Below are 24,601 nucleotides of genomic sequence, written 5' to 3' on the forward strand. Positions count from 1 at the left end.
CCTTCACTCTTCGTTCGTTGGATTGCCGGTTGATTGGTATATACAAGTTATTATACCATGGTTGTCTGGCGTTGGAGATGGGGAAAGGGGGAAAGATTCATGCAGGCCTATTGACGAGTAGCTCTGGTATTCTACATAATTAGAGATATACAGCACGCTTCCCACTCACTGACACTCAATGTGTCAAGTACCCTGGCACGAGAACGCTCACATCACCTGGTCAGGCGGGGTAGCGATAGTGCCTGAGCGCTATGACTTTTGGTAAGCATGCAGAAAGGAGTCTTCTTCAGGAGATCGTATGCAGGTTAAACTCTGTATAGACCGTTGCTCGCTGCTGGCATTTTCTCGCAATGACGCTGGACCATACAATTATCCCCTGTGTGTGTCTTTGTATGTTGTCACCCCCTGACAGGAGGTACATCGTGTCATCAACTCAGCGCTCTGCTAAAGAAGAACTTATCGCGCAAGATCTGAAGCGTCTCCACGGCATGGGTTATGCGCAAGAACTCTTTCGTACGATGGGCGGATTTTCTAATTTCGCCATCTCCTTCACCATTATCTCTGTCCTCAGTGGTTGTTTGACTCTTTTCTATACCGGTATCACGACATCGGGCTTCGCATCGGGCGCGATCGGTTGGCCGCTCGTGACTATCTTCGTGCTGATCGTTGCTCTCGGGATGGCCGAGTTGGCTTCCGCTTATCCAACAGCTGGAGGCCTGTATTATTGGGCCTCAAAGTTGGGCGGTCCTGCCTGGGGCTGGTTTACGGGCTGGTTTAATCTGATCGGACAGGTCGCGGTGACCGCTGGCATCGATTATGGCCTGGCCGTTTCGATTGATGTGCTCCTCAATGCCTGGTTTCCGGCGTTTCCAGCGACGCTGGGGACGGTGGCGGCGATTGATCCTGCCACACAGTGGGCCACGCTGGGCATCTATGCGGTAGTGTTGACCCTGCATGCGATGCTTAATATCTTTGGCGTGCGGATTGTCGCTCTGCTCAATGATGTAAGCGTCTGGTGGCATATCGTCGGCGTGCTCTTGATTGGTGGCGGCGTGGTGGTGGCGACTCTGCTTGGACAACAATTTGGTGGTGCAGATTTTACGACGCATGTGAGCTCTGGTGCTCTTAACTCTGCTGGCACCTTATTTCATGTCGATCCCAAATATAATGCAACTGGCTTCCCTACCTGGTACGCTTTCTTGCTGGGATTGCTCCTGGCACAGTATACCTATACCGGTTATGATGCCTCGGCTCATATGACTGAAGAGACGGTCGGTGCGTCAACCAGGGCTCCCTGGGGAATTGTCATGTCGGTGGTTGTCTCTGCGGTGGCTGGCTATATCGTCTTGATGGGCCTGCTGGCGGCCGCCCCCGATCTATCCAAGGCGGCTGGCTTTATTAATCCTGTACTCTACATCCTCGAGAGTCGCCTGGGATATATTCTGGGGACGCTGTTCTTCGCCGTGGCTGTCGGCGCCCAGTTTTTCTGTGGCATGTCTTCGATTACGACGAATTCCAGGATGATTTATGCCTTCTCACGCGATGATGCTTTGCCTTTCTCTCGCCTCTGGCATCGTCTGGACGCTGGACGAACTCCTCGCAATGCGATCATCTTTTCCGCCGTCGGCGCGTTTATCCTGGCCATTCCAACTGTTTTTAACTTTGCGGCCTATGTGGCGATCACATCGATAGCCGTCATCGGCCTGTACATCTCCTACGTCCTGCCTATCCTGCTGCGCCTGCTGATCAAGAATTTTGAGCCGGGACCATGGCATCTGGGACGCTGGAGCAAATTGATCGGTATCATAGCTGTTGTCTGGGTTGTCTTTATCTCGGTACTGTTTATGTTGCCCGCTGCATATCCCATCACCTGGGTAACGTTCAATTATACTCCTGTAGTGGTACTGGGCACCTTAATTATCCTGATTATCTGGTGGACTGTCAGTGTACGTCATTGGTTTACTGGCCCCAAAATTCAGGGCTCCGATGCCGAGTTGGTAGAAAGAGAGAAAGAGTCGGGCGAGGTTGCTAGCACCGGTACCGAAGGGACGGTTGAGAATGCCTAGAAAAACGAGCATCTTGTGCCCGTAAAATAAAAAATGTAGCACAGGGGTTTTACGCCCCTGTGAGGTGCCATTGCATCAAAGAAACCCTATTGATCATGTTGCTAGGAAGGCTCTGTAAGCTGAATATGATACATAAGGGGCATGGGAACATCACAGGAGTTTTACACACCTGTGGTCTCCCATGGTGTAAAAGCCGACTGATAAGCATATTATCAAGGAGGCTCTGGGAGTCAAGATGGAGCATGAGTGGCGTGGGTGCCTCACAGGGGCGTAAAACCCCTGTGCTACATTAAAATGTTTTTAATGAGATAGATGTATTTGTGGATTGTGCGATTGAAGGAGAATTTTTATGCGATTGGCGAACAAGGTGGCGATTATTACGGGGTCTGCGAGTGGTATGGGTCAGGCGGCCGCTCTGTTGTTTGCAAGCGAGGGGGCGCGTGTGGTGGTGACCGATATTAATGAAAACGCCGGTGCGGAGACTGTCCAGACGATTCGCGATGCAGGTGGGACGGCGATCTTTGTGAAGGCGGATGTGACGAGCGAGGATGAGGTGAAGGCTCTGGTGGCAACGGCTGTGGAGTCCTTTGGACAGGTTGATGTGCTTTATAATAATGCCGGGGTGATGCTGCCAGAGGATCAGGGGGTGGTGGAGAATACTGAGGCGATCTGGGATAAGGTGTTGGATATCAATCTCAAAAGCGTCTTTCTGTGCTCGAAGTATACGATTCCACATATGGTGAAGCAGGGCGGGGGATCGATTATCAATATCGCGTCGTTTGTGGCTTTGATGGGCTGTACGGTTCCTCAGGATGCTTATACGGCTTCGAAGGGCGGTATGCTCTCTTTGACGAAGTCGCTGGCGGTTCAGTATGGTCATGATGGTATTCGCTGCAACGCGATCTGTCCAGGGCCGATTGAGACTCCGCTGATGAAGTATCTGTGGACCAGCGAGGAGGCTCGCAATAAGCGCTTGCATCGTATTCCGCTCGGTCGCTTTGGCGAGACCAGGGATATCGTCTATATGGCACTCTATCTGGCATCCGATGAGTCGGCCTGGACAACTGGATCATGGCTCGTCGTCGATGGAGGGATATCCTCGAATTATTTCTAGCGTGTTCGTGCGTTGCTTGCAGGGAAAGGATGGTCCACACCTATGGACGTGACTGCTATCCAGCAACTCATCAAAGAGGGCAAAGTTGAGTATATTAAGGTCGGCTCTCCCGATATCGAAGGGGTGTATCGCGGTAAGCGCGTGGCCGCACGCTTCTTTTTAGATGCTCTGGCCGATGGCTTCGCTCAATGCGATGTGCTCTTTGGTTGGGATATCGCGGAAAATGTGCTCCCAAATCTGAAGTTTAGCAATTGGACGCATGGCTTCTCCGATATCGTAATGAAGCCCGATCTGACTACGTTCGCGACGGTTCCCTGGGAGGAAAATGTCGCTTCCTGCATCTGCGATCTGTGGACGGAGCAGGGAACTCCAGTGGCGATCTCACCACGCTATGTCCTCACGAGGCTGGTTGAGCGGGCTCGCTCGCTGGGCTTTGAGCCGATGGCCGCTTCTGAACTGGAGTTTCGCTTCTTTCGCGAGAATCAGGTCTCGTTGCGTGAGAAGGATTTTGGTCCAAATTTGACGCCTCTCAATCCCGGTATGAATTGCTATGTGATCAGTCAGGCAAGCGCGGATGATCAATTGTTGGGCCGCATCGCTCGCATGATGCGCGATTATGGCATCGAGATTGAGGGCTATAACCGCGAGCATGGACCCGGTATGTATGAGATGAATATCCATTATAGCGATGTTCTGGCGGCGGCAGATAAGGCGTTGCTCTTTAAAACAGGCGTCAAAGAGATCTGCCATCAGATGGGGCTGAGCGCGACCTTTATGGCAAAATGGTCCGATCAGGAGGATGGCAGTAGCGGACATTCTCATTTGAGCTTGTGGGATAGCAATCTGGAACGCAATCTCTTCTGGGATGATCTGGAGGAGACGCGTATGTCGGCTACGATGCGCCATTTTCTGGCCGGCGTGCTGCAAAAGCTGCCGGAGTTTATGGTGCTCTATGCTCCTGTGATCAATTCGTATAAGCGCTATATTGAGGGAACCTGGGCTCCTCTTAATACGACCTGGGGTATGGATAATCGGACGTGCGCCGTGCGGATTATTAATAATGGACAGAATGCGATTCGCATCGAGAATCGCGTGCCAGGATCGGATGCGAACTTCTATCTTGTCTTCTCGGCCATGCTTGCCAGCGGACTCTATGGCATCGAGCAGAAATTGGAGCTTCCCGAGCGTCTGTCCGGGAATGCCTATGATCCGAGCGTGCTCGCCAAAGCGCTGGCTGAAGGAAGTATCCAGCCGTTGGCGCGTAATTTGACCGATGCGACGCGCCTGTTTGAAAGGAGCGAACTGGCGAAGGAGTTCCTGGGAACGAATTTTGTGGAGCATTTTGTGGCGACGCGTCTCTGGGAGGTGCAAGAGTATGAGAAGGCGGTGACAAATTGGGATCGTCGTCGCTACTTCGAACTTATTTAGAGTGTAGAGTAGAGTAGTTCTACTCAAGAACTACTCTGTTTCTATTCACTCAAAGATTTCTATTGCGCATTTCCTTTCTCTAGATGTATAAATAGTTCAGGATCATCGATGTCGTGGGCTATATGGCCTCCGTTGTCCGTAGGCACACATCGATGATAGTTGCTTTCGGCGGACAATACAAAAGGAAAATGCAAGATGATTTCTTTGGTGTCGAGAAATGATGTATGGAGACAAAGGCGCACATATGTCTCGATCTGCATCGGCGTGATGTTGCTGATAAGCCTGGCGCTTACGCAACTTCATCCCAGGCAGGCGTACGCGGCGGTGGGCGATGGCTATTGGCATACGAATGGAAGCCAGATCCTCGATAGCTCGAACAATTCTGTGCGTATTACGGGCATTAATTGGTTTGGCTTTGAGACGGCAAATTATAGCGTTCATGGCTTGTGGACGCGCAACTATCAGGATATGCTTAATCAGATTAAAGGTCTGGGCTATAATGTCGTTCGCTTGCCGTACTCGAATCAGCTGTTTGATGCCTCTAGCGCAGCGAATAGCATCGATTATAACAAGAATCCTGATCTTGTCGGCTTGAATGGTCTGGCCCTAATGGATAAGATCATTGGCTATGGAACCTCGATCGGCCTGCGCTTTATCCTTGACCAGCATCGTCCCGACTCGGGAGCACAATCGGCTCTCTGGTATAGCGCGCAGTATCCAGAGTCGCGCTGGATCTCCGATTGGGTGATGCTTGCTAAACATTATGCCGGTAATCCGCTGGTGATCGGTGCCGATCTGCACAATGAACCTCATAGTCCTGCAACCTGGGGCGATGGTAGTCTGACAACCGATTGGCGTCTGGCCGCCGAGCGGGCCGGAAATGCTGTCCTGGCAGCCAATCCCAACTGGCTCATCTTCGTTGAGGGCATCGACTGCTATAGCGGCGATTGCTATTGGTGGGGCGGCAATCTGGAGGGCGTGGCGAAATATCCAGTGCAACTGAATGTCGCCAATCGGCTTGTCTACTCCGCTCATGATTATCCCACCGATGTTGCCTCTCAACCCTGGTTTAGCGATCCCAACTATCCTAATAACCTGCCGGGGATCTGGGATAAGTATTGGGGCTATATCGCCAAGCAGGGCATCGCTCCTGTCTGGCTCGGCGAGTTCGGAACTACTCTGGCGACGACTTCGGATCAGCAGTGGCTCTCGACGCTTACCAGCTATCTGGGTAAGGGGGCGAGCGGCATCAGTTGGACCTATTGGTGCTTGAATCCCGATTCGGGCGATACTGGCGGTATCCTCAATGATGACTGGACAACGGTCAATCAGGCGAAACAGGCCTATCTGACTCCGATCGAGTTCGCTCTGGGCGGTGGCAATAGTGGCGGCGGAAGTACTCCAACTCCTGGCACGACCCCCACGCCGGGAAGCACTCCAACCCCCACGCCGACGACGACTCCTTCGGGTAGTTGCAAGGTGAACTATGCGGTCCAGAATCAGTGGCCTGGAGGCTTCTCGACGAATATTACTCTAACGAATACTGGTACTACCGCGATTAATAGTTGGACGTTGATCTTTACTTTCCCGGGCAATCAGCAGGTGACGCAGGGCTGGAGCGGGACGTTTACTCAACAGGGCAACAAGGTGACAGTGACGAGTCTGAGCTATAACGGGACGATCGCTGCGGCTGGCTCGACTTCGCTTGGCTTTAATGGCTCCTGGAGCGGCAGCAATCCCGCGCCGACCTCGTTTACTCTTAATGGGGCGACGTGTAGTGTTGCATAGGTGCTGATCATTAGTGTTCTAATTGGTATATGCAAGGGAGCCATCTTCTCTGGCTCTCTCGCATGTCAAGTGAGGTCGGATGGGAGGTGGGCCGCCGCTGTGTGGGCGGCATCGACTTCACCACCGGCAGTTAAGATTTCTTGAAAGAGCTCGACGGCCTCGATGCGGGTTTCCTCTGTCAAATCATCCCTGACAAAGACGTCCTGAGCACAAACGATCAGATCATCAAGCACGCGCTCGTAGCGATAGTAGGCGAGAGTGCTCCAATTGACATCTGTCTGTCCGTATCCCTGAAAAAATGGAGAGGATGGGATTTGAGAAGAGCCATCTGCTGGCTCTCCAGTAAAGATAAAGTCGCGCTCTTTAGGCGCTAACATGACTTCATCCCAGTCGATGACGAATACGCGTCCGGCTTGATCCCGTAACAGGTTGCCTGGATGCAGATCGGCGTGGCAGATGACATAGGGGATGGCTTGTGCTTGATGTATCTTTGCCAGTTTTCTCATTGTGGCGAGTAACGTGTGGATTGTGGACTGATGCTCCAGCCACGCTGTGTGCAGAGCGCTCCTGGCGCTGTTTTCTTGATACTGTATATGTAGATATTGAGCCTCAATGGTCGCTATCCAATCAGCATACCTCGTTGGATCAAAGGTCTCCTGGCGTAGCACTCCAATGCCGTGCGTTGGGAGCGCTACTTGATGAATCCGCTTGAAAATAGCTCCTGTTTCATGCCAATGCTTCTCTGTGATCCCAGTCCAACTTGTATCTCCGGCGATAAATGGATAGAGAGCCACGATCCACTTGTCCACCTGTGTCCACAATGTGCCCTTGTTGGTGGCAAGGGGCGCGACAACTGATGCAATCCCTTGATCGTTGAGGTAACGCGGAACCAGATATCCTGGTGTATATAATGATCTCGCTGAGACTTTCAGCAAATATGTGATGCCGTGCTCACCTGTTACACGGTACACTCCGGCTCTGGTATCGAGTCCTACCGGCAGAAAATCAAGCGTGACGGATAGTAGATCATGGTCTTCCCGCAAGCAGACTTGGAGGAGCTCCTTTGGGATGCTCAGTTCTTCGCGCATGGAAATGTCTCCTGTTCGACTTCCACCGAGGTTTTAAGGTATGGGATAGATATAGTTTTTGTAGAAACGCATCTTCCCGTACTTTATCACAACTTTTGCATCTTTGTGGATCAGAGGCCTGTCATACGTTCGATCTGTTCGGGATAGCGATCTCCCTGTACGGTGATATTTGAAATGGCGCTTTTGATAGCTTGCAAATCGTCGGGCGAGAGGTTGACGGCAAGCGTGCCGATATTCTCGTTCAGGCGCTCAAGCTTGCGGGAACCTGGTATAGGAACGATCCACGGTTTCTGCGCGAGCAGCCAGGCGAGTGCGATCTGCGCCGGTGTGGCTCCTTTTTGTGCTCCGATGCTGGCTAGCAGGTCAATGACGGCCCGGTTGGCTTTCCTCGCCTCTGGCGTGTAGCGAGGGAGGCGGCTGCGGATATCCACGCTGGCGAAGGTCGTGTTTTCGTCGATCTTTCCCGTGAGATAGCCTCTGCCCAGGGGGCTGTAGGGAACGAAGCCGATACCGAGTTCCTCGCATGTCGGTAAGACTTCCTGCTCAACGGTTCTCCACCAGAGCGAGTATTCGCTCTGAACTGCGGTGACTGGCTGCACTGCGTGAGCACGACGGATCGTTCGCGCCCCGGCTTCAGAAAGGCCGAAATGTTTGACTTTCCCTTCCTGGATCAGATCTTTCACGGCGCCTGCTACATCTTCTATCGGCACGCTCGGATCGACGCGGTGTTGATAGAAGAGATCGATCACGTCGGTCCTCAGACGCTTGAGCGCTGCCTCGGCAACCTGCTTGATATGTGCGGGTTGGCTGTTTGGACCCCCGCTTTGTCCTGTCTCGGCATCAATGTCATAGCCGAACTTGGTGGCGATTACTACCTGCTCGCGGACAGGAGCCAGCGCTTCTCCGACAAGCGCTTCATTGGTAAATGGACCATAGATCTCGGCGGTGTCGAAGAAGGTGACGCCGCGCTCGACTGCCGACCGGATCAGGGCGATCATCTCCTGCTTGTTGGGAAGCGGGCTTTCGTCATGACTCATTCTCATGCAACCAAGCCCGATGGCTGAGACTTCCAGGTTCAGGTTTCCAAGTGTGCGCTTCTGCATGTGCTGAGCTCCTTTTTGGCCTTGTTTGCTCCCCTGGTATTCCCAGGCGGAACATTCTTCCTCTACTCTGCTACCAGAGCAGAGAGAGAGATTCTCTGTTTGATAGCAATTATAGCTCTTTGAAACGCAGGGCGGTAGAATAATTTGCGCAAATGATTGTCTGATTCTGCACGCCTTTCGGGCGAGTGTTCTTTAATCTAGCTCTACTCAAGATAGCAAGGAAGTTCAAGCCATGAAACAAGGTGCAAAAATTCAAGTGAAAGATCTTTTAGATAAGATCAAGGAATGGGAACGTGGCACCGGCGATTAATCCCCAAATTACATCTGACATGGCAAGAAAAGCACGATTGAAGAAGTTTTTTTGAATTCACATCTTATACTTCTTTATGAATGTACCTCCACGCGCTCTGTGACCAGACGACTAACGCTCTGGAACTGTGGAACGTCTGATCAAGCGGTTACAGCGCATAACTGCTGGAGCAGATTGGGAAGAAAGCCAGCACCCCACTTAAAAAAAGCAGCTTATATAGCAAGCAGAAGCAAGGCTGTTGATTGTGACAAGAGTGTCTAGAAAAAAGGAGGAGTACCAAGTTGACGACGGTTAGTGAGCCCATAATCGATGATCGCCCGGCAAAACCCTATCTGGGCATACGAGCGCAAGTTCCGATGAAAGGGATGTTTAGCATTGCAGACAATCTGCGCAAAGAACTCTCCGTTTGGTTGAAACAACACAATCTGGTACCTGCCGGGCCACCCTTCTTGCGTTATCACATTATCGATATGATGGGGATAATGCATATTGAAGTAGGAATTCCAGTGCTCACCTCATTACCAGGTGATGCACGGGTGCTCCCCGGTGTGCTTCCGGCAGGTCGCTACGCGAGCCTCGTCTATGTTGGTCATGGCCTGACCGGCAATAAAGCGCTTCTTGGATGGGGTCAGGCCAACGGCGTCGTCTGGGATCGATGGGACGATGAGAGAGGTAATGCGTTTCGGGCGCGGTGTGAAACCTATCTCACTGATCCCAAGGTACAACCACTCAAAACAAAGTGGGAAATCGAAGTGGCCATTAAGCTAGCGGATAGTTGATCAGAGAGTGGACTTTTCCAGAGGAAATGCTACACCCGAAATTTACATACATTGTTCCTTCACTGCTGAGCAACGACGGCAGTAGAGCGTCCTATGAAGAAACGCATCAGAAGCAAGTAGCCGATGGAGGTAAGCGCGAAACCTACGATTCCAAGCACACTTGCAAATGCCGTTGGACCATTGACGTCATCGGGAAAAATTATGCCATAAACAAACAACATCACGCTGTATAGCCAGAGTGCGTAAAAAGGGAGACCTCCCAGGATGGCCATGCGTCTTTGGACACGTAGTTCTTTTGATGCAAAGGTACCACGAAGCAGGCGGGTGGCGATGTAGGTAAAGGCGATGCCAAACATGATGTAGAAGATGAGGAGTGATAGCCATAGGATAAGTAAATTCCATCCATTTTGCATAAAATTTGGAGCGTTTTGATCAAGTAGCTGCAAAAGCTGGCCAAAAGCTAGAAAAATGCCTGTACAGACCGCAACGAATATGGCGGTAGGCAAACAAAGACGTAAAAGTAGTCGTGCGAATGAAAAAATCTGTGCTTTATTAATCTCCATAACAAAATCTTTCTTTCTTTTTTATGTCATCATAAGCGAGATCAGTAGCTCCGCACTCATTGATGTGCACCTACTGAGTAACTTGATTGACTGGTATAACTGGAGTATACATTCAGGGCGGGCGTGTAAACAATGCCGCGGGTGCGCATTTGAGTGTACTTATAACCTCATGTTTTGTTTCTCGATGCAGTATAAACAGACGCATTTGTGGGTCCGAAAAGCCTGCGTGTGCATTTGGGCTGCAATGGATACAATGTCCCAGGAGTTCGTACGAGGTAGCAGCATCCCGGTACACCACGCTGGCAGGCCTGATCATATGTCGAGTGGGACATCGCACGCGAGCGTGCGACGCTACACGGTCTTCGCTTCGCTCGACACGGATGCTGGGAATCCTGTATCTCGAAGCGTTTTAATGGCCATTCCCCGATACAATGTGTCTTCTGGCTAAAGGCGTTTTCATCTGTTATTCTAGAGATAGTTGCGAAAAGCTAGCAATGCAGGAGGGAGAATGAAGCTATGGCTGGAAAACGTCAGATTACAACCATGTGTCCGATGAATTGTCTGCCGACGCAGTGCGGGATGAAGGTCGAGGTTGAGGATAATAAGCTGGTGTCGCTCAAGGGCGATCAACAGAATCCGGATAGCCGGGGTTTTCTGTGTATCAGGGGGCGGGCGACAGATGAGATTTTTGAGAATCCGAAGCGCTTACTGCATCCTCTGCGTCGCGTGGGCGAGCGCGGCGAGAATCGCTGGGAGGCGTGCTCGTGGGACGATGCCTTTGCGATGATGGTTGAGGCGATTCAACAGACGCGTCCGGAGCGCGTGGGGCTCTGGCGTGGACACGGTCTGGGGACGTCGGGGCCGATGGGAGGCTCGCTGCTCAGTCGTTTCGCTTCGCTGGGTGGTTTTCAGCAGTGGATACCTGCGATTGTCTGCTGGGCGATGGGTGGGTATGGGTTGGGTCTGACTGGCACTCTGAAGACAAATACGAAAGAGGATATGGCGTCTCATGCGCAGACGATCCTACTCTGGGGAGCGACTCTGGCGAGCCAACCTGATCTTGCTCCTCATCTGGTCGCGGCACGTAAGCGCGGTGCCTATGTGATCCATATCGATACACGTCGTACCGAGGCTTCACGGCACGCCGATGAGGTGTTTCTTCTGCCTCCTGGCACCGATGCCGCTCTGGCTCTGGCTATAGCTCAGACGATCGTGCAGGAAGGACTGTTCGATCAGACGTTTATCGACAACTATACGCTCGGATTTCCACAGTTCGTGACCCATCTTCAGCCGTATACGCCGGAATGGGCATCCACAATTACGGGCATTGAGCCGGAGCGTATCCGCAATCTGGCACGACGCTACGCGACTCAGTCTCCTGCGATGATTGTGCTTGGTGGCAGCTCGATGTTTAAGCATCAGCATGGCTGGGAGCCCGCTCGTGCTATCTCCTGTCTGCCCGCGTTGACTGGACAATTGGGGATCGCTGGCGGTGGTATGGGGCCGCGTCATGGCGCCTCGCCGGAGAGCGTGGGATTCGCCGATGTGTTATCCGATGTCAAACTGAAAATGCCACATGAGGATGCTATCCCCAGTCATATGACGACGATCACTGAGGCTTTGATCAACGGGCAGCTCGATGTGCTGCTGGTGCTTGGGAGCAATCTTCTCTCAGCGTTTTCCGATGCAAATGAACTCGCTCGCGGCCTGGCTCAGGTCAAGCTGATTGTTTCCTATGATCTCTTTATGAATGCCACTTCCCGACGCTTCGCCGATCTGGTCCTGCCGGGCACGGCCTGGTTAGAGACGATTGGACTAAAGCAGACGGCAACCCATATCTATTTGATGGAACAAGCACTCAGGCCAGAGGGCGAAGCACGCTCCAGCATCAGTCTCCTGAGCGAACTGGCACAGAGGCTCAATCTTGATAACGTCTTTCCCTGGCAGGATGAGGAAGATTATGTCAATGCTTTCTTGAGCGCGCAAAAAACGGAGACTGGTGCTCCTCTAAATGTAGAAGTGTTGCGCCAGCATGGAGGATATTGGCTGAAGAATAATCTCTCTCATATCGCCTATCAGGAGCATCGCTTTGCGACTCCTTCCGGGAAAATCGAGTTCTGGAGCGAGCGTGCTCGGTTGGCCGGGCTTTCTCCCCTACCATCCTACACCGTACCGGCGGGCGATGAGTATCCGCTGCGCTTCTGTCAGGGACGCTCTCTGACGGCTTTCCATTCCTTCTTCGATGAGGGACAGGCTCTCCCGACTCTGGCAAAAGCGAATGCTGGCCCGCAACTCTGGATACATCCACAGGACGCGCAGCAGCGCCATCTCGCCAGTGGGACTCCGATCGTGATCGCTAATAAACGTGGTCAATTTGAGGCCGATGCCTATGTCACTGAGGATATCTTGCCCGGCACCGTCTGGATGCGCGATGGCTGGGCCGGGGTCAATCGCGTTACCAGTGGAACTCCCATTGTCTCTCTGAGAGCTAATGATATCGTACCCGGTATCCCCGGCGGGCAAGCGTCCTATGATGCGTGGGTCGAGGTAAGTGCGATGTCCCATGACCACGTATGATCAGGCATCCGACGTATTTCGCCGTAGTCCTGCAGGCTCGTACGAGAAACTGGGACATCGCACGCGAGCGTGCGACGCTACGGTGTCCTTGCTGCGCTCGACACTGATTACATTGTGATGATCTCAGGCGTGCTGAGCTTTGTCATACATTGCGTACCAGGTATCGTCGTAGTAGGGCGAGAACATGTGATCGGGGTGCGACCAGTTGATGAAGTCGTTGTGTCCGTTGAGATACCAGGTGTTGCCGATTTTGATAAACCAGGGGCCACCACTGGAGCCGCCGGTCATGTCGCACGAGATGGCGATGGCGATGCCTCCACCGTGTTGCCAGATGGTGCCAGATGAGTCCTGGCAGGATTTTCTGGTCTGGCCGTCGAAGTGACCGGCGGCTGGATAACCATAGGCGTAGTATGGTTGGTCGACTGATTGATTGTAAGCCCATCCTACCCCACCGACAATGTTGGTGAGGAGTCCCTGGCCGTTGGCGGCGACGATGGCTATGCCGAAGTCGTGATGATAGTCGTTGGGTGGAGCATTAATCCAGTCTGATGGGACCTCGAGGTCGCGGGCCGCCCAGCAGCCGTAGGGAATGTTGCCGTTGTCGTAGAGGGGACAGAAGATGATGTTCTGCATCCATTCGCCCCGGTGGTAGAGACAGTGTCCCGCAGTGTCAACAACGCTGCTGTTGGCGCTGAAAACGGCTGTGCCTGAGCAGGTCATATTTTGTCCGGCCTTGTTGCTGAAGAAAAGTTTTCCTACGGTTGAGAGGGGAAACGTCTGGCTTTCTTGACGCGATGTTTTTCCCGCTTGCCTGGTCGCTTTTCCTTTGCTGATGTCTGCATCTGAGCTCTTTTGAACAAGATTCGAGGTGATTGTATCCTGCTCGTCGAAGACAGTTGCATTGGTCATGTTGTCAGTTGTCCAGTAGGCAACAGAGCTATTTGCGGAAGCGTCAATGGCGTGCTCGGTGATAGCATTGGCGGGCGTGAAGACGCCGGGTAGGAGAAAACGTCCAATCATGAGCAGATATAGCACGTAGGAGCAAGCGAGCACGCTCAGAAAGATTCTATCCGCTCGGATAGCAGGGAGGTGTCCGGGCTGTCGTGGCATAGTGACTCTCTCTTTCATCAAGCCTCATGTGAAGCGGCGGCTACGCTTTTCCTTGCTGGTGTATATCAGCGTGTGGTAAGTCGACGGGTTTGGCCTGACGCATCTTTTCGGCGGTCCAGTACTTGAGCGCGCCGTCCGGCGTGGTCTCAGGCTTGTACTGTTTGATGCCCTTGCCCGCCTTTGATTTTGCCGAGCGTCTGGTGAGCAGCAGGTAGATACTGGCAAGTAGGCCAAGGAGTGCCGCTCCAATCTTAAACGCTTTGATTTGTTTCTGTGCTTGTGACATAATTTTCCCCTTATATATGGAGATCAGGTTTACATGTATCTATATAGAATAAGATAGTGCTCTTACAAAACAGCTTTTCCGAAGTGAGATGTTTTTGGGATGAAGAATCGCACTTCTTTCGCTAATTATAGCAGCATTTGTGGCTTTTTAGAAGGTCATATGTCACATCACAGGACTTTCTAATTTGTGAGTAACATGGCGTATCGACAGGAATAAGTTCTGGATGATGATATGTTAGAACTTATATTGATAAATTATTTGTCGTTGTTTAGAGAACAGGAGTGGCGATTTATGGCTTTTCTCGATTTGACGAAGGAGCGTGATGCTCATATTAATGAGCGCTTATATAAGGATGAGACTATTTATTTGAATACGGTACGTCCCAATGGGAACCCTTCGGCGGTGACGGTGTGGTTCTTGTGGGATGGCGAGAGTATTTTGATTTTTAGCAAAGTGAAGAATCAGAAAGTACGCAATATTCAGCACAATCCGAATGTCTTATTGGCGATCGACAATACGCATGATGGAGATGATCCGATTACGATCGAAGGAACAGCTGAGTTGCTGGCTCCTGGTATCGTCGATAGCACTTTACCTGTCTATGTGGCGAAATATGGTGAGGGCATAAAGGGGATTGGGTCGACACCAGAGCAGATGGCTCAGGAATATAGTCAGGCTATTCGTATTACGCCCGTTCGCGCTCTGTAAGTTTGCTTTGGATGGCCGAGTATAGATTACGGGACCATTGAATCCGACTCATTCCTTCCAGCGTGTTTCATCTGGTGACTGAAGTGGCCTGACGTGGAAACCATGCGCCATGGAAGGGTAGTGGACGCGATCGAAAAACTGTCTTTTACCCACATCTTTCTCGGGCAGCAGAACAGAAATACAAGCGATGGAATAATGATTTTTTGCATCTTTCATATGAATATATCGCAAATGTAGCACAGGGGTTTTACGCCCCTGTGAGGTGCCCATGCCACTCATGTACCATGTTCAGCTCCCAGCGCCTCCCTGGCAATATGATTAATAGAGAATCTTTGACGCTATGGGACCTCACAGGGGCGTAAAACCCCTGTGCTACATTTGCGGTATATCAAGACAGAAGTGCAATTCATGCACGCAATTTTTGAAGAAAAGATCGTGATCGCTTACGTTCGCACCCTATGGGTTTTACGCCCCTGTGAGGTGCCCATGCCACTCATGTACCATGTTCAGCTCCCAGCGCCTCCCTGGCAATATGATTAATAGAGAATCTTTGACGCTATGGGACCTCACAGGGGCGTAAAACCCCTGTGCTACATTTGCGGTATATCAAGACAGAAGTGCAATTCATGCACGCAATTTTTGAAGAAAAGATCGTGATCGCTTACGTTCGCACCCTATGGGTTTTACGCCCCTGTGAGGTGCCCATGCCACTCATGTACCATGTTCAGCTCCCAGTGCCTTCCTGGCAATATGATCAATAGAGAATCTTTGATGCTATGGGACCTCACAGGGGCGTAAAACCCCTGTGCTACATTTAAGAACTTTACAGGCAAAAAGAGAGGAATTGACACTCTCTGGCTCTCACAAGAAAGATGTGGGTAAAAGACAGATCGAAAAACTGGTCCTTGCCCCTTCACGCCATAAATGTTGTTTTAGAATCTTTGTCTCTCCCCTTCTTCTTTTTAAATGTACATGCACGTCATAACCTGACACATTAGCATTTCTCTCAAAGAAAAAGAAACCGCCAAGCGACGGAGCGGCAAAATACTTCCTTCTCGTCATACATGCCGAGAAGAGGCAGGAACCAGTTTTTCGATTCTGACCCATTGGTAGAATCCTGCAATTAGATAAGTCCTGGTGGACTATTTTTGCTTCTCTTTTGCATGATCTGTATGTGCTGAAGAGCATAGGTATGATGAATGCGCTCCTGCTCCAGTCGAATAGTGTTCTGAGCGAGGTGTAGAAAGAGTTCATGTTCCTGTAGAGTTAGATAAGGTAAGTGTCGTACAGGGGTGCACGGGGATAGCTCCCGGGCTTCTGCTCGTGAAGGTATTCCAGGTAACCTTCAAGATGCTCGATGATTTCGGTGTAGGGGACGGAGACACGTTGCGCCCGCTTAAACTCTCGATGCAAGAAGCTGATGATCAGTGCTGCCGAGTCGGCTTTCAATAATTTGATGCTGGATGCGTGCTCAAGATCGAATGTTAGTTGCTCTTCGCTCATGTCGATGGGCATCGGTCACACCTCTGCTTTCCCTTACCATTAGTTTGCCTCTTGAACACCAATTACACGATAACGTCTTAAGTTAGATCGTAGATTATCACATTGGCGTGCGCAAAAGCAAGAGATAGAGCTCACGGGACGTACGATTGTGCTGTCTCGTACGGCGAGTGGGACATCGCACGCGAGCGTGCGACGCTACGAGGTCTTCGCTTTGCTCGACCTCTTTCTGCTTGACTTTTTCTCTGTCTCAGAGTATCTTTGTGGTAGGTAATGGTATGACTGAATAAGTTGATTTGGTCATGAAATTGAAAGAAGGAGATCTCTAGTTGGCAACGCGGAGCGATGCAGAGTCTGCCAGGGAGCTTGAGGTTTCTCGGCGGCAGGAGCGGGCGTTGCGCATCCTGGATGCGGCGGCCGAGTTGATTCTGCGCTGGGGCTTTCAGAAGATGACGCTCGATGATGTTTCCAGGCAGGCGGGGGTGGCGAAGGGGACGATGTATCTGCACTGGAAGACGCGTGAAGAGTTGTTTAATGCTCTCATACGGCGCGAGAAGTTGGCGCTGGCGCTGGATCTCAGACGGCATCTCGATGTTGACTCTGGTGCGGGTGTCATGTTGCGGGAGATACTCAGGTATCTGGCGCTGGCGCTGATGCAGCGTCCTTTGTTGAAGGCGGTCCTGCTCAGCGATATCGATGTGTTGGGGAAACTGGCTCAGCGTGAGCGCAATAGCGTTGCTTCCGCGGAGAAGTTGATGGCTTTCCAGATCTATCTGGAGCTGCTGCGCGATGCCGGTCTGTTGCGCAGCGATCTGAGTATGCGGGCGCAGATGTATACGTTTAGCGCTATTTTTATGGGCTTTTTCTTGATTGCTCCACTGATGCCGGACGCGTTTACGCTCTCGGATGAGGAGCTGGCTGATCTGCTGGCCGAGACGGTCCATTGTACGCTTGAGGTGGGCGGTCCGGCTCAAGCGGCTGAGTTACAGGCCGTTTCTCTCTCTTTTCGAAAGTATTTGGATCAGGCGATAGAAATTGCACAGGAGCAGTTTCAGAAGGAAATTACGTCATGAGTCTTCAGAAGGGTTCATCTTTGAGGGATGAACAGGATGCCGCTCTCGTTTTGGCGCTCGATGATGTCCTGGCTGCGTTGTCACAGGTTGGGGGAAAGGGCGCTTCCCTGGCAAAGATGGCCATAGCTGGTTTGCCTGTGCCTCCGGGGTTTTATGTCACGACAGCTGCCTATCGCCTCTTTGTGGAAGAGAATGGGTTACAAGCACAGATCCTGGCGACTATCTCTGCGACTGATCTGCAAGATACAGCCGCGCTTGGTGAGGCGTCAAAGCAGATCGGTCAGCTTTTTGCGCATGGGCGTATGCCCGAGCAGATTGAGTCGGCTATCCGTCGGGCGTACACTGATCTCGGTGGGGACGATCTGGCGGTGGCAGTGCGCTCTTCGGCGACGGCCGAGGATCTGCCCGAGCTGTCTTTTGCCGGTCAACAGGATAGCTATCTGAATATTGCTGGGTCGGCTCGGGTGCTGGATGCGGTGCAGCGGTGCTGGGCGTCGCTCTGGACTGCACGCGCTATTGATTATCGAGCACGCCATGATATCGCTCCTGACGATGTGCGTCTGGCTGTAGTGGTGCAAGCATTGGTATCCGCCGATGCAGCAGGGATTCTCTTTACGGCTCATCCGCTGACGGGCTCTCGCGAGCAGATGATGATTAATGCAGCCTGGGGATTGGGTGAGGCGATCGTGAGTGGTCAGGTTACTCCCGATACCGTTGTGGTTGAGAAGGCGAGTGGAGTCATCTCCAGTCAGGCGATTGCGCAGAAGGATGTGATGACGGTGCGGAGCGCTACTGGCACGCATGAAGAACCTGTCCCTGCGGATCGGCGTGGCGTGGCGGTACTCTCGGCTGCACAGGTGGCTGAGCTGGTACGGCTCGGTACGCGGATCGAGGCGCTGTATGATCAGCCGATGGATATCGAGTGGGCGATGCAGGATGCGCGATTTTTTATCGTGCAGGCTCGCCCAATTACGACTTTGCAAGGCAATGATGTCGCGACCGAGGTGTGGAATGATAGTCTGACAAGCGACTCTTTGTGGACAAATGGAAATCTGGGCGAGGCTGTACCCGATGTGATGACTCCGTGTACCTGGTCGCTGATCCAGATATTTATGTCTGAGGCGACTTCGCCGATGTTCGCACAAGGGATCATTGAGTATCGTCCAATCGGCAATATTGGCGGACACTTTTACCTGAATCTCAGTTTAACCTCGACGATTGCGGCTGCGTTTGGTGTGGGCAAAAAACGGCTTACGGCAACGGTCGAAGAGACTTTTGGGAAGGTGCCTGCTGGCCTGGAGATCCCATTGATGCCGATAGCACGTCTCCACTTGTTGCGGGCTATCCTGTCGATCTTGCCGCGCCTCTCCAAACGGGTGAGCGCGAACTTGAAGGGGCTTCCTGCTTTTCTGGTAGCATCGCCCGCTCGCTGCGAGGAGCTGAAGACCCGTATTCAAGCTATATCAGGCATCGATGCATTGGTCGCTTTGTGGCAGAACGAGTTGGGGCCTTTTTTTCGTCAGGCGAGCGCGATGCTGGAGGCCGCGACGAGGAAAGATCGCAACTCTCTTTTGACAGCACGTAGCAATCTACGCAAGTTGGTGGGCGAGACCGATGCGAATGCGTTACTTTCAGGGCTCAGCGTCGGAGGCAATCCTCTGGCAAGCCTGGGGCTGCTAATAGGCCTCTCTCAGGTGGAGCGCGGCGAGATCGATCGCGCAACGTTTGTACGGCAATATGGTCATCGCGGTCCACATGAGTTTGAGGTCTCACTTCCTCGCGTTGCTGAAGATCCTGCGTGGATAGAGCAGCAACTTGCTGGCTTACGCGAGGCTCCGATTGATGTTCATGCGCTGCTCGGCCGTCAGAAGGATGAGCAGGCTGAGGCATGGACGCGCTTTAAGCAACGCTATCCACGTAAGGTGGCCGGGATGCAGCGGCGGATTGAAAAGGCGACGGCGGTTTTCTATCAACGCGAGGCGGCTCGCTCGGAGGTGATGCGCGCCTTTTGGGTGCTGCGCGTGTTTGTGCTGCGGGCCGGTACACTGACCGGGCTGGATGATACGCTGTTCTTTTTGTCGATTGATGAACTGCTTGCGGTCTTGCGCGGCGATCAGGCGCCGCTGGCGCATGTTCCAGCGCGACGCCTGACCTATGAACGCTATCGTGCTCTTCCGGCATATCCTACGTTGATCCGCGGGCATTTTGATCCCTTTGCCTGGGCCGCAGACCCGTTGCGGCACAGCGATGTGTTTGATGAGCAGAGTGATCTACATCGGTCCGTAAGTACAACGGTGACTGGCTTTCCCGGGGTGGCTGGCGTTGTCGAGGGGCGGGCACGTGTGCTCACAACGGTCGAGGAGGGGAACCTGTTGCAGCCCGGCGAGATTCTAGTCACGACGGTGACAAATGTCGGCTGGACTCCACTGTTTCCTCGGGCGGCGGCTGTGGTGACCGATGTCGGTGCACCACTCTCGCATGCCGCGATTGTCGCCCGCGAACTGGGTATCCCGGCGGTGGTTGGCTGTGGCGATGCTACGATGCGTTTGCATAGCGGTGATTTTATCCGCGTCGATGGAGGGCAGGGCAGCGTTGTGGTGCTCAAGGCGGCAGGTAGCCATGAAGGAGAAGAAAGCCAAAAGTAGCGTTGGGTACCTGTTTACAATAACCGAGAAAAATACTATAGTAGCACGTATATATCCATGTATGCATGCTACTATAGTATTTTCCCATGTAACTGTAGAAAAGGATTTTCAGTGCAGCAAGACCTGAACGGGCAGATGATAGGGCATTATCAGATCATCCGTCCTATCGAGCAAGGAGGGATGGCTACCGTCTATCTGGCGAAAGATATTCACTTACAACGTCAGGTGGCGATCAAAGTTTTTCAATTTGCGAAAGACCAGGGGCGTACCCACGAATTTTTCTATCGTTTTACGCGTGAAGCTCAGGTTGTGGCTCATCTGGATCATCCCAATATCGTGCTCGTGCACGATTATGGTGAGCAAGACAGCCTGGCTTATCTGGTGATGCCTTATTTTGCCAATGGATCGCTCAAACAGTTACTCCAGAAGCGTGGCTGTTTATCCATTTTTGAGGCGCTGCATTTTAGCTTCCAACTGCTCAATGCGCTCCAATATGCACATGAGCGAGGGCTGATCCATCGAGATATCAAGCCAGGCAATATTCTCTTTAAAGATGATCAGACGGCAGTACTGGCCGATTTTGGGCTTGTCAAAGAGCAGGTGACAGGTATGACTGGCGAGATGACTGCGATTGCGATTGGTTTACCCGGTGCATCACACCTGCCCCAGACAAATGGCGCTTTGATGGGAACTCCTTACTACATGGCTCCCGAGCAGATTGAGGGAAATGTTCAGCCTCAGAGCGATATCTATAGCCTCGGATTGGTGCTTTATGAAATGTTGACTGGCAGGCTGCCTTTTGTTTCAGGTCCATTGGACGGAGTGCTCAATATCCTTTTAAGGCAGACGAATGATATGCCTCTGCCGATCACGGAGGCGAATCCGAACATCTCTCCTCAGCTTGGGGCGGTGATTATGCGCGCGCTGGAAAAAGATATAGCAGCGCGTTATCAACGTCCAAGAGATTTTGCAGAGGCGTTACGCGCTGCGTCACGACAAGATATGGCAACTATCCAGGCACAGATAGAGAGACTTCCGGCATCTGCATCAGATCAGCAGAAGGATGATGGGGATCTCAATGCTACGGCTCCTGCGCCTACGCTGAGAGTGAGACCACACACGCCGCCGCTTGAGCAGAGAGCAGAGCTTCAAAGATCATCTTTTCCAGTAACTCATTCTACATCGGCGCAGAAGACATTTCAGCCGACTGTGCACAAAAAAAGGCTGCCGTGGCTGCTCTATAGCGTACTGGCGATCCTGGTATTGCTGGCACTCATCTTTTCAGGCCCATTTCTGCTCTCATTCGCCCACTTTCAATCGAATACGATCGTTCCTTCTGTGAAGCCTCCCACCGCGACCGCGATACAACGGGGTGCAATTACCTCTCCGATGCCTCCTACACAGACCAGTTGCCCGCCAGATGGTACAGCACGAGCGGCGGTGATGGCGTCCTATGCATCACAAGAAAATAGCGTTGTCGTCTATGCAGCCAATACATATACAACAACCGGGACAACGACTGCGACTGGAATGAATATAGGGAGAGAGACAGGCTCTCTGATGAGCTATAATCCTCTTACTGGCAAGACGAATTCGATTATTACGGTTCCTCATCTGCTCTCGAATGTGCAGTTATCAGGAGATGGGCAGTGGGTGATCTTTGATGCGTATGATGCGGCAGCCGGATCGAGGTCACTGCTCCAGATGGTGCGCATTGATGGGAAAGGCTTGCAAACGCTCTACTGTTCTACATCCTCTTTAAGTAATCTGATGGTTTCTTCAGAGTCGCATCAGCAGTCAGATGATTGGCCTCTGTTTTTTATGGAGAGTACTTTTAATAATACGACGACTCTGAATGTGCTAAATATTCCCAGTGGAAAAATCGAACTGCATGTGGGCACCTCTCATGTGTATAGCCCGATTATCTGGGCGGGTAATCAGGGACTCTATATGTTTGATCGTAGTATCACGACTGGAGCTTATGATCCTGCATCACAATCTCACATTGTCCAAATTTCATTTGATCCTACACAGTCGTCGGCAGAGCCCACGGTATGGAGTCAATTTGCCATACCTACGTATTGCTCTGATCTGAGTTTCAGTACAGATCAGAGTAAGATATTTACCAGTCAGTGCACAGGTATGGGCGGCGGCAGTGATGGTAGTAGCGAAGCCGCTGGAAGCTCCACTCAAGGCAAAAGCACGATTGAGGGTATGCAACATGATATTTCGACTGGTAAGTGGAATACAATAGGGGCGCTTTATAATAGCGAAACGCAAGCAATTACTAAGATACGGGCTGTTACTTCGACGAAATTGTTGTTTCTGGTGTCGAATGGGGATCAGTATCAGAACCAGAATGGCCTGTGGGAGATCAATACAGATGGCACGGGTCTACGACGCCTCTATACAGAAGCATCCAATTCCACCATGTTAAATAGCTCTTCGGAGTATCCCTGGGCCAATGTGTCACGCGATGGAAATGCCTATGCATTCAAAGTGGGGAGTTCTCAGGCCACGGGAAGCGACCAGCTCCTGGAGGGTTCATTGAGCGGCGGACAACCCAAGGTCATTGCAGCAGATGGCCTTGAGGGGATTGGCGCTCAGGCGCAACTCAATGTTGTTGGCTGGACCACTGTTTAAGTCGATAAATCTGTTTTCAGGTGTAGGGATCATGTCAGGATACGATGTTGATAAACTGACATGATCCTTAGCACGTGAACAGCATCCGTCCGTCTATCCGAGGCGTGTAATCGTCAAATTGGCTGAAACTGGCCTCGTGCCTCCTGCGAGGGGGGTGATGGTGAGCGCGGCCGCGTTGCCTGCCGGGTTTCTTATAGTTAATATTGAATTGATGGTGGTGGTTGTAACAAGAACCGCACCTACGATCTGAGAGGTGCCTGTTTCTCGTCCAACCACTGTGTAGGCCAGGTCAGCACCATTGAGCGTGACAAGTAGTTGGCCCGCTTCGCTGACACTTACCTGAAACATGACTTGATAGGTGCCGATCGTTGCTAAGTTAAAGGATGTAGGACCGCTACGCGCAATGGCAGTTCCACTCGTAGGACCATCTTGTGGAAAGCTGACATCCGTGCCTGGAGCGACCGTTGCGGCATTGTCAGGAGGCATCAGTGCAAAAAAATCGGCAAAATCAGCTATCGTTCCAGCAGGTCCAGTAGGTCCAGTAGCACCAGCAGTGCCGGTAGCGCCAGTGGGTCCGGTGGGTCCAATGGGTCCAGTGGGTCCGGTGGGTCCGGTGGGTCCGGTGGGTCCGGTGGGTCCGGTGGGTCCAGCAAATCCTCTGTTTCCATTGGCTCCTGGAGGACCAATAGGCCCAGCGGGTCCACTTCCCCCTGCAGGTCCATGAGGCCCTGGTAATCCCTGGGGAATGCCGGTTTGGCCTTGTAGGGCAGGCAAACCATTAGGATATTGTAAGGCAGGCAAACCATTGGGATATTGTAAGACAGTCAAACCATTGGGATATTGTAAGGCAGTCAGACCATTGGGATATTGTAAGGCAGTCAGACCATTAGGATATTGTAAGACAGTCAGACCATTGGGATATTGTAGGCCAGGGAAGCGGCCGTAACCTCGTAGTCCAGGGAAACCAGTGGGCCTCTGGATGCCAGGAAAACCTGTAGAACCTTGGATGCCAGGGAAGTCTATGGGTGATCTCGGATGTCTTTTTTTATGGCAATGATTGTGGCAACGATGAATTGAGTGCTGCTGACCTATAGAGTATTGAACGTGTGCGGAGGCCCCTCCTGTAAAGATAGAAAAACTTGTGAGTAGACAGAACATCAATGTAACGCACAGTTTGCTGAGTTTTCGCATCGCCGATATTCCTCCCCTTTATTAATAAGACAAAAAGTCTTCTGGAGCTCCTGATCTATTTATGGATAAATAGTATTATGTATTCCTTCAATTTTCTCCACAAAACGATAGATACTCTAGTAATATATTAATACAAGAAAAAAATCGTTCATTCCGATGTATATCTCCGTGTAATGCAGGTGGAAAAATGGAGAAGCTCTTCTATTGGCCTTTGTTTTCTTATCAAGAGCGCTACTAAAAATGGAGAACGTGTAGCAAGTGTCCTAAATTTTATAAAAATTTAAAGTTCTATGATTTTGTAGTATTTATACTTATGATGCTTTAAATTGATAATATAAGATTTTGCCCGAGTTATACTATTTATGAGTGGTCCTGAATTCGTTGTTAGGACAATACACGTCGCAAATGGGGGTATAATGCTGATCTCCATCGTCAGGGAGAGACACTTTCTTCCTTAGGAGAATGATAGAGATGAAACGAATTTCCAGGTTAACGAGATGCCTCACTCTGATAAGTAAGATGTTATTGCTACTCTTTTGTACACTTATTTTTTTACTTCCCATCCGCCTTCAGGCTCAAGCGCATCCCTATATGGTGAAAACTGCAGATCTGAAGGGAGAGACACATTT

At 51.5% G+C, this 24,601-nt stretch carries 18 protein-coding genes; 11 read left to right on the plus strand and 7 right to left on the minus strand.

Going from position 1 to position 24,601, the window contains the following annotated elements; all coding sequences use genetic code 11:
* Positions 1-488 precede the first annotated feature (488 nt).
* The 4 genes from AC27N8_RS35580 (at position 489) to AC27N8_RS35595 (ending at position 6,396) form a co-directional block, all read left to right on the plus strand.
* Positions 489-2,066: an amino acid permease gene (locus AC27N8_RS35580; protein WP_487074822.1), complete on the plus strand. Its 1,578-nt coding sequence runs from the start codon at positions 489-491 to the stop codon at positions 2,064-2,066.
* Between the two features lie 349 nt (positions 2,067-2,415).
* Positions 2,416-3,180 carry an SDR family NAD(P)-dependent oxidoreductase gene (locus AC27N8_RS35585; protein ID WP_487074548.1) on the plus strand — a complete coding sequence of 255 codons (765 nt, stop codon included), beginning with the start codon at positions 2,416-2,418 and terminating at the stop codon, positions 3,178-3,180.
* A 42-nt stretch (positions 3,181-3,222) separates the two neighbouring features.
* Positions 3,223-4,608: a glutamine synthetase family protein gene (locus AC27N8_RS35590; RefSeq protein ID WP_487074550.1), complete on the plus strand. Its 1,386-nt coding sequence runs from the start codon at positions 3,223-3,225 to the stop codon at positions 4,606-4,608.
* 267 nt (positions 4,609-4,875) lie between these two features.
* Positions 4,876-6,396, plus strand: coding sequence for a cellulase family glycosylhydrolase (locus AC27N8_RS35595; protein ID WP_487074824.1), 1,521 nt, complete (start codon positions 4,876-4,878; stop codon positions 6,394-6,396).
* Positions 6,397-6,461: 65 nt separating this feature from the next.
* On the opposite strand, the gene AC27N8_RS35600 is transcribed toward AC27N8_RS35595, so the two are convergent.
* Together AC27N8_RS35600 and AC27N8_RS35605 are read right to left on the minus strand one after the other, a co-directional pair.
* Positions 6,462-7,484 carry a phosphotransferase enzyme family protein gene (locus AC27N8_RS35600; protein WP_487074552.1) on the minus strand — a complete coding sequence of 341 codons (1,023 nt, stop codon included), beginning with the start codon at positions 7,482-7,484 and terminating at the stop codon, positions 6,462-6,464.
* Between the two features lie 110 nt (positions 7,485-7,594).
* Entirely contained in the window at positions 7,595-8,587 is a 993-nt protein-coding gene (locus AC27N8_RS35605; protein WP_487074554.1) for an aldo/keto reductase, read from the minus strand.
* A gap of 591 nt (positions 8,588-9,178) precedes the next feature.
* Between AC27N8_RS35605 and AC27N8_RS35610 the strand changes: the two genes are divergently transcribed.
* A complete protein-coding gene (locus AC27N8_RS35610; RefSeq protein ID WP_487074556.1) occupies positions 9,179-9,676 on the plus strand; it encodes a GyrI-like domain-containing protein in 498 nt (165 codons plus the stop codon).
* Between the two features lie 59 nt (positions 9,677-9,735).
* On the opposite strand, the gene AC27N8_RS35615 is transcribed toward AC27N8_RS35610, so the two are convergent.
* Positions 9,736-10,239: a hypothetical protein gene (locus AC27N8_RS35615; RefSeq protein ID WP_487074558.1), complete on the minus strand. Its 504-nt coding sequence runs from the start codon at positions 10,237-10,239 to the stop codon at positions 9,736-9,738.
* A gap of 516 nt (positions 10,240-10,755) precedes the next feature.
* Here AC27N8_RS35615 and AC27N8_RS35620 point away from each other — a divergent pair.
* Both AC27N8_RS35620 and AC27N8_RS35625 read left to right on the plus strand, forming a co-directional pair.
* Positions 10,756-12,816 (plus strand): molybdopterin-containing oxidoreductase family protein, encoded by a 2,061-nt coding sequence (locus AC27N8_RS35620; protein ID WP_487074560.1) that lies wholly within the window; start codon positions 10,756-10,758, stop codon positions 12,814-12,816.
* Positions 12,803-12,934, plus strand: a complete 132-nt coding sequence (locus AC27N8_RS35625) for a hypothetical protein (RefSeq protein ID WP_487074562.1) — start codon at positions 12,803-12,805, stop codon at positions 12,932-12,934. The genes AC27N8_RS35620 and AC27N8_RS35625 overlap by 14 nt, the downstream gene beginning before the upstream one ends.
* Before the next feature lie 5 nt (positions 12,935-12,939).
* On the opposite strand, the gene AC27N8_RS35630 is transcribed toward AC27N8_RS35625, so the two are convergent.
* Together AC27N8_RS35630 and AC27N8_RS35635 are read right to left on the minus strand one after the other, a co-directional pair.
* A complete protein-coding gene (locus AC27N8_RS35630; RefSeq protein WP_487074564.1) occupies positions 12,940-13,926 on the minus strand; it encodes a trypsin-like serine peptidase in 987 nt (328 codons plus the stop codon).
* Between the two features lie 40 nt (positions 13,927-13,966).
* The gene (locus AC27N8_RS35635; RefSeq protein ID WP_487074566.1) at positions 13,967-14,212 is read right to left on the minus strand and encodes a hypothetical protein; all 246 of its coding nucleotides are present in this window, start codon (positions 14,210-14,212) and stop codon (positions 13,967-13,969) included.
* A 291-nt stretch (positions 14,213-14,503) separates the two neighbouring features.
* Between AC27N8_RS35635 and AC27N8_RS35640 the strand changes: the two genes are divergently transcribed.
* Entirely contained in the window at positions 14,504-14,920 is a 417-nt protein-coding gene (locus AC27N8_RS35640) for a pyridoxamine 5'-phosphate oxidase family protein (RefSeq protein WP_487074568.1), read from the plus strand.
* A gap of 1,266 nt (positions 14,921-16,186) precedes the next feature.
* Here AC27N8_RS35640 and AC27N8_RS35645 read toward each other — a convergent pair.
* On the minus strand, positions 16,187-16,435 hold the full coding sequence (locus AC27N8_RS35645) for a DUF3375 family protein (RefSeq protein WP_487074570.1): 249 nt from the start codon (positions 16,433-16,435) through the stop codon (positions 16,187-16,189).
* 314 nt (positions 16,436-16,749) lie between these two features.
* On the opposite strand from AC27N8_RS35645, the gene AC27N8_RS35650 reads away from it, so the two are divergent.
* The 3 genes from AC27N8_RS35650 (at position 16,750) to AC27N8_RS35660 (ending at position 22,781) form a co-directional block, all read left to right on the plus strand.
* A complete protein-coding gene (locus tag AC27N8_RS35650) occupies positions 16,750-17,493 on the plus strand; it encodes a TetR/AcrR family transcriptional regulator (protein ID WP_487074572.1) in 744 nt (247 codons plus the stop codon).
* Positions 17,490-20,138: a PEP/pyruvate-binding domain-containing protein gene (locus tag AC27N8_RS35655; RefSeq protein WP_487074574.1), complete on the plus strand. Its 2,649-nt coding sequence runs from the start codon at positions 17,490-17,492 to the stop codon at positions 20,136-20,138. Before AC27N8_RS35650 ends, AC27N8_RS35655 begins: the two co-directional genes overlap by 4 nt.
* Before the next feature lie 111 nt (positions 20,139-20,249).
* Positions 20,250-22,781, plus strand: coding sequence for a serine/threonine protein kinase (locus AC27N8_RS35660; protein ID WP_487074576.1), 2,532 nt, complete (start codon positions 20,250-20,252; stop codon positions 22,779-22,781).
* Positions 22,782-22,874: 93 nt separating this feature from the next.
* Here AC27N8_RS35660 and AC27N8_RS35665 read toward each other — a convergent pair whose 3' ends face one another.
* The gene (locus tag AC27N8_RS35665) at positions 22,875-23,972 is read right to left on the minus strand and encodes a collagen-like protein (RefSeq protein ID WP_487074578.1); all 1,098 of its coding nucleotides are present in this window, start codon (positions 23,970-23,972) and stop codon (positions 22,875-22,877) included.
* Between the last annotated feature and the right edge of the window lie 629 nt (positions 23,973-24,601).

It is taken from the genome of Dictyobacter sp. Z7_2 (genome assembly GCF_057551105.1).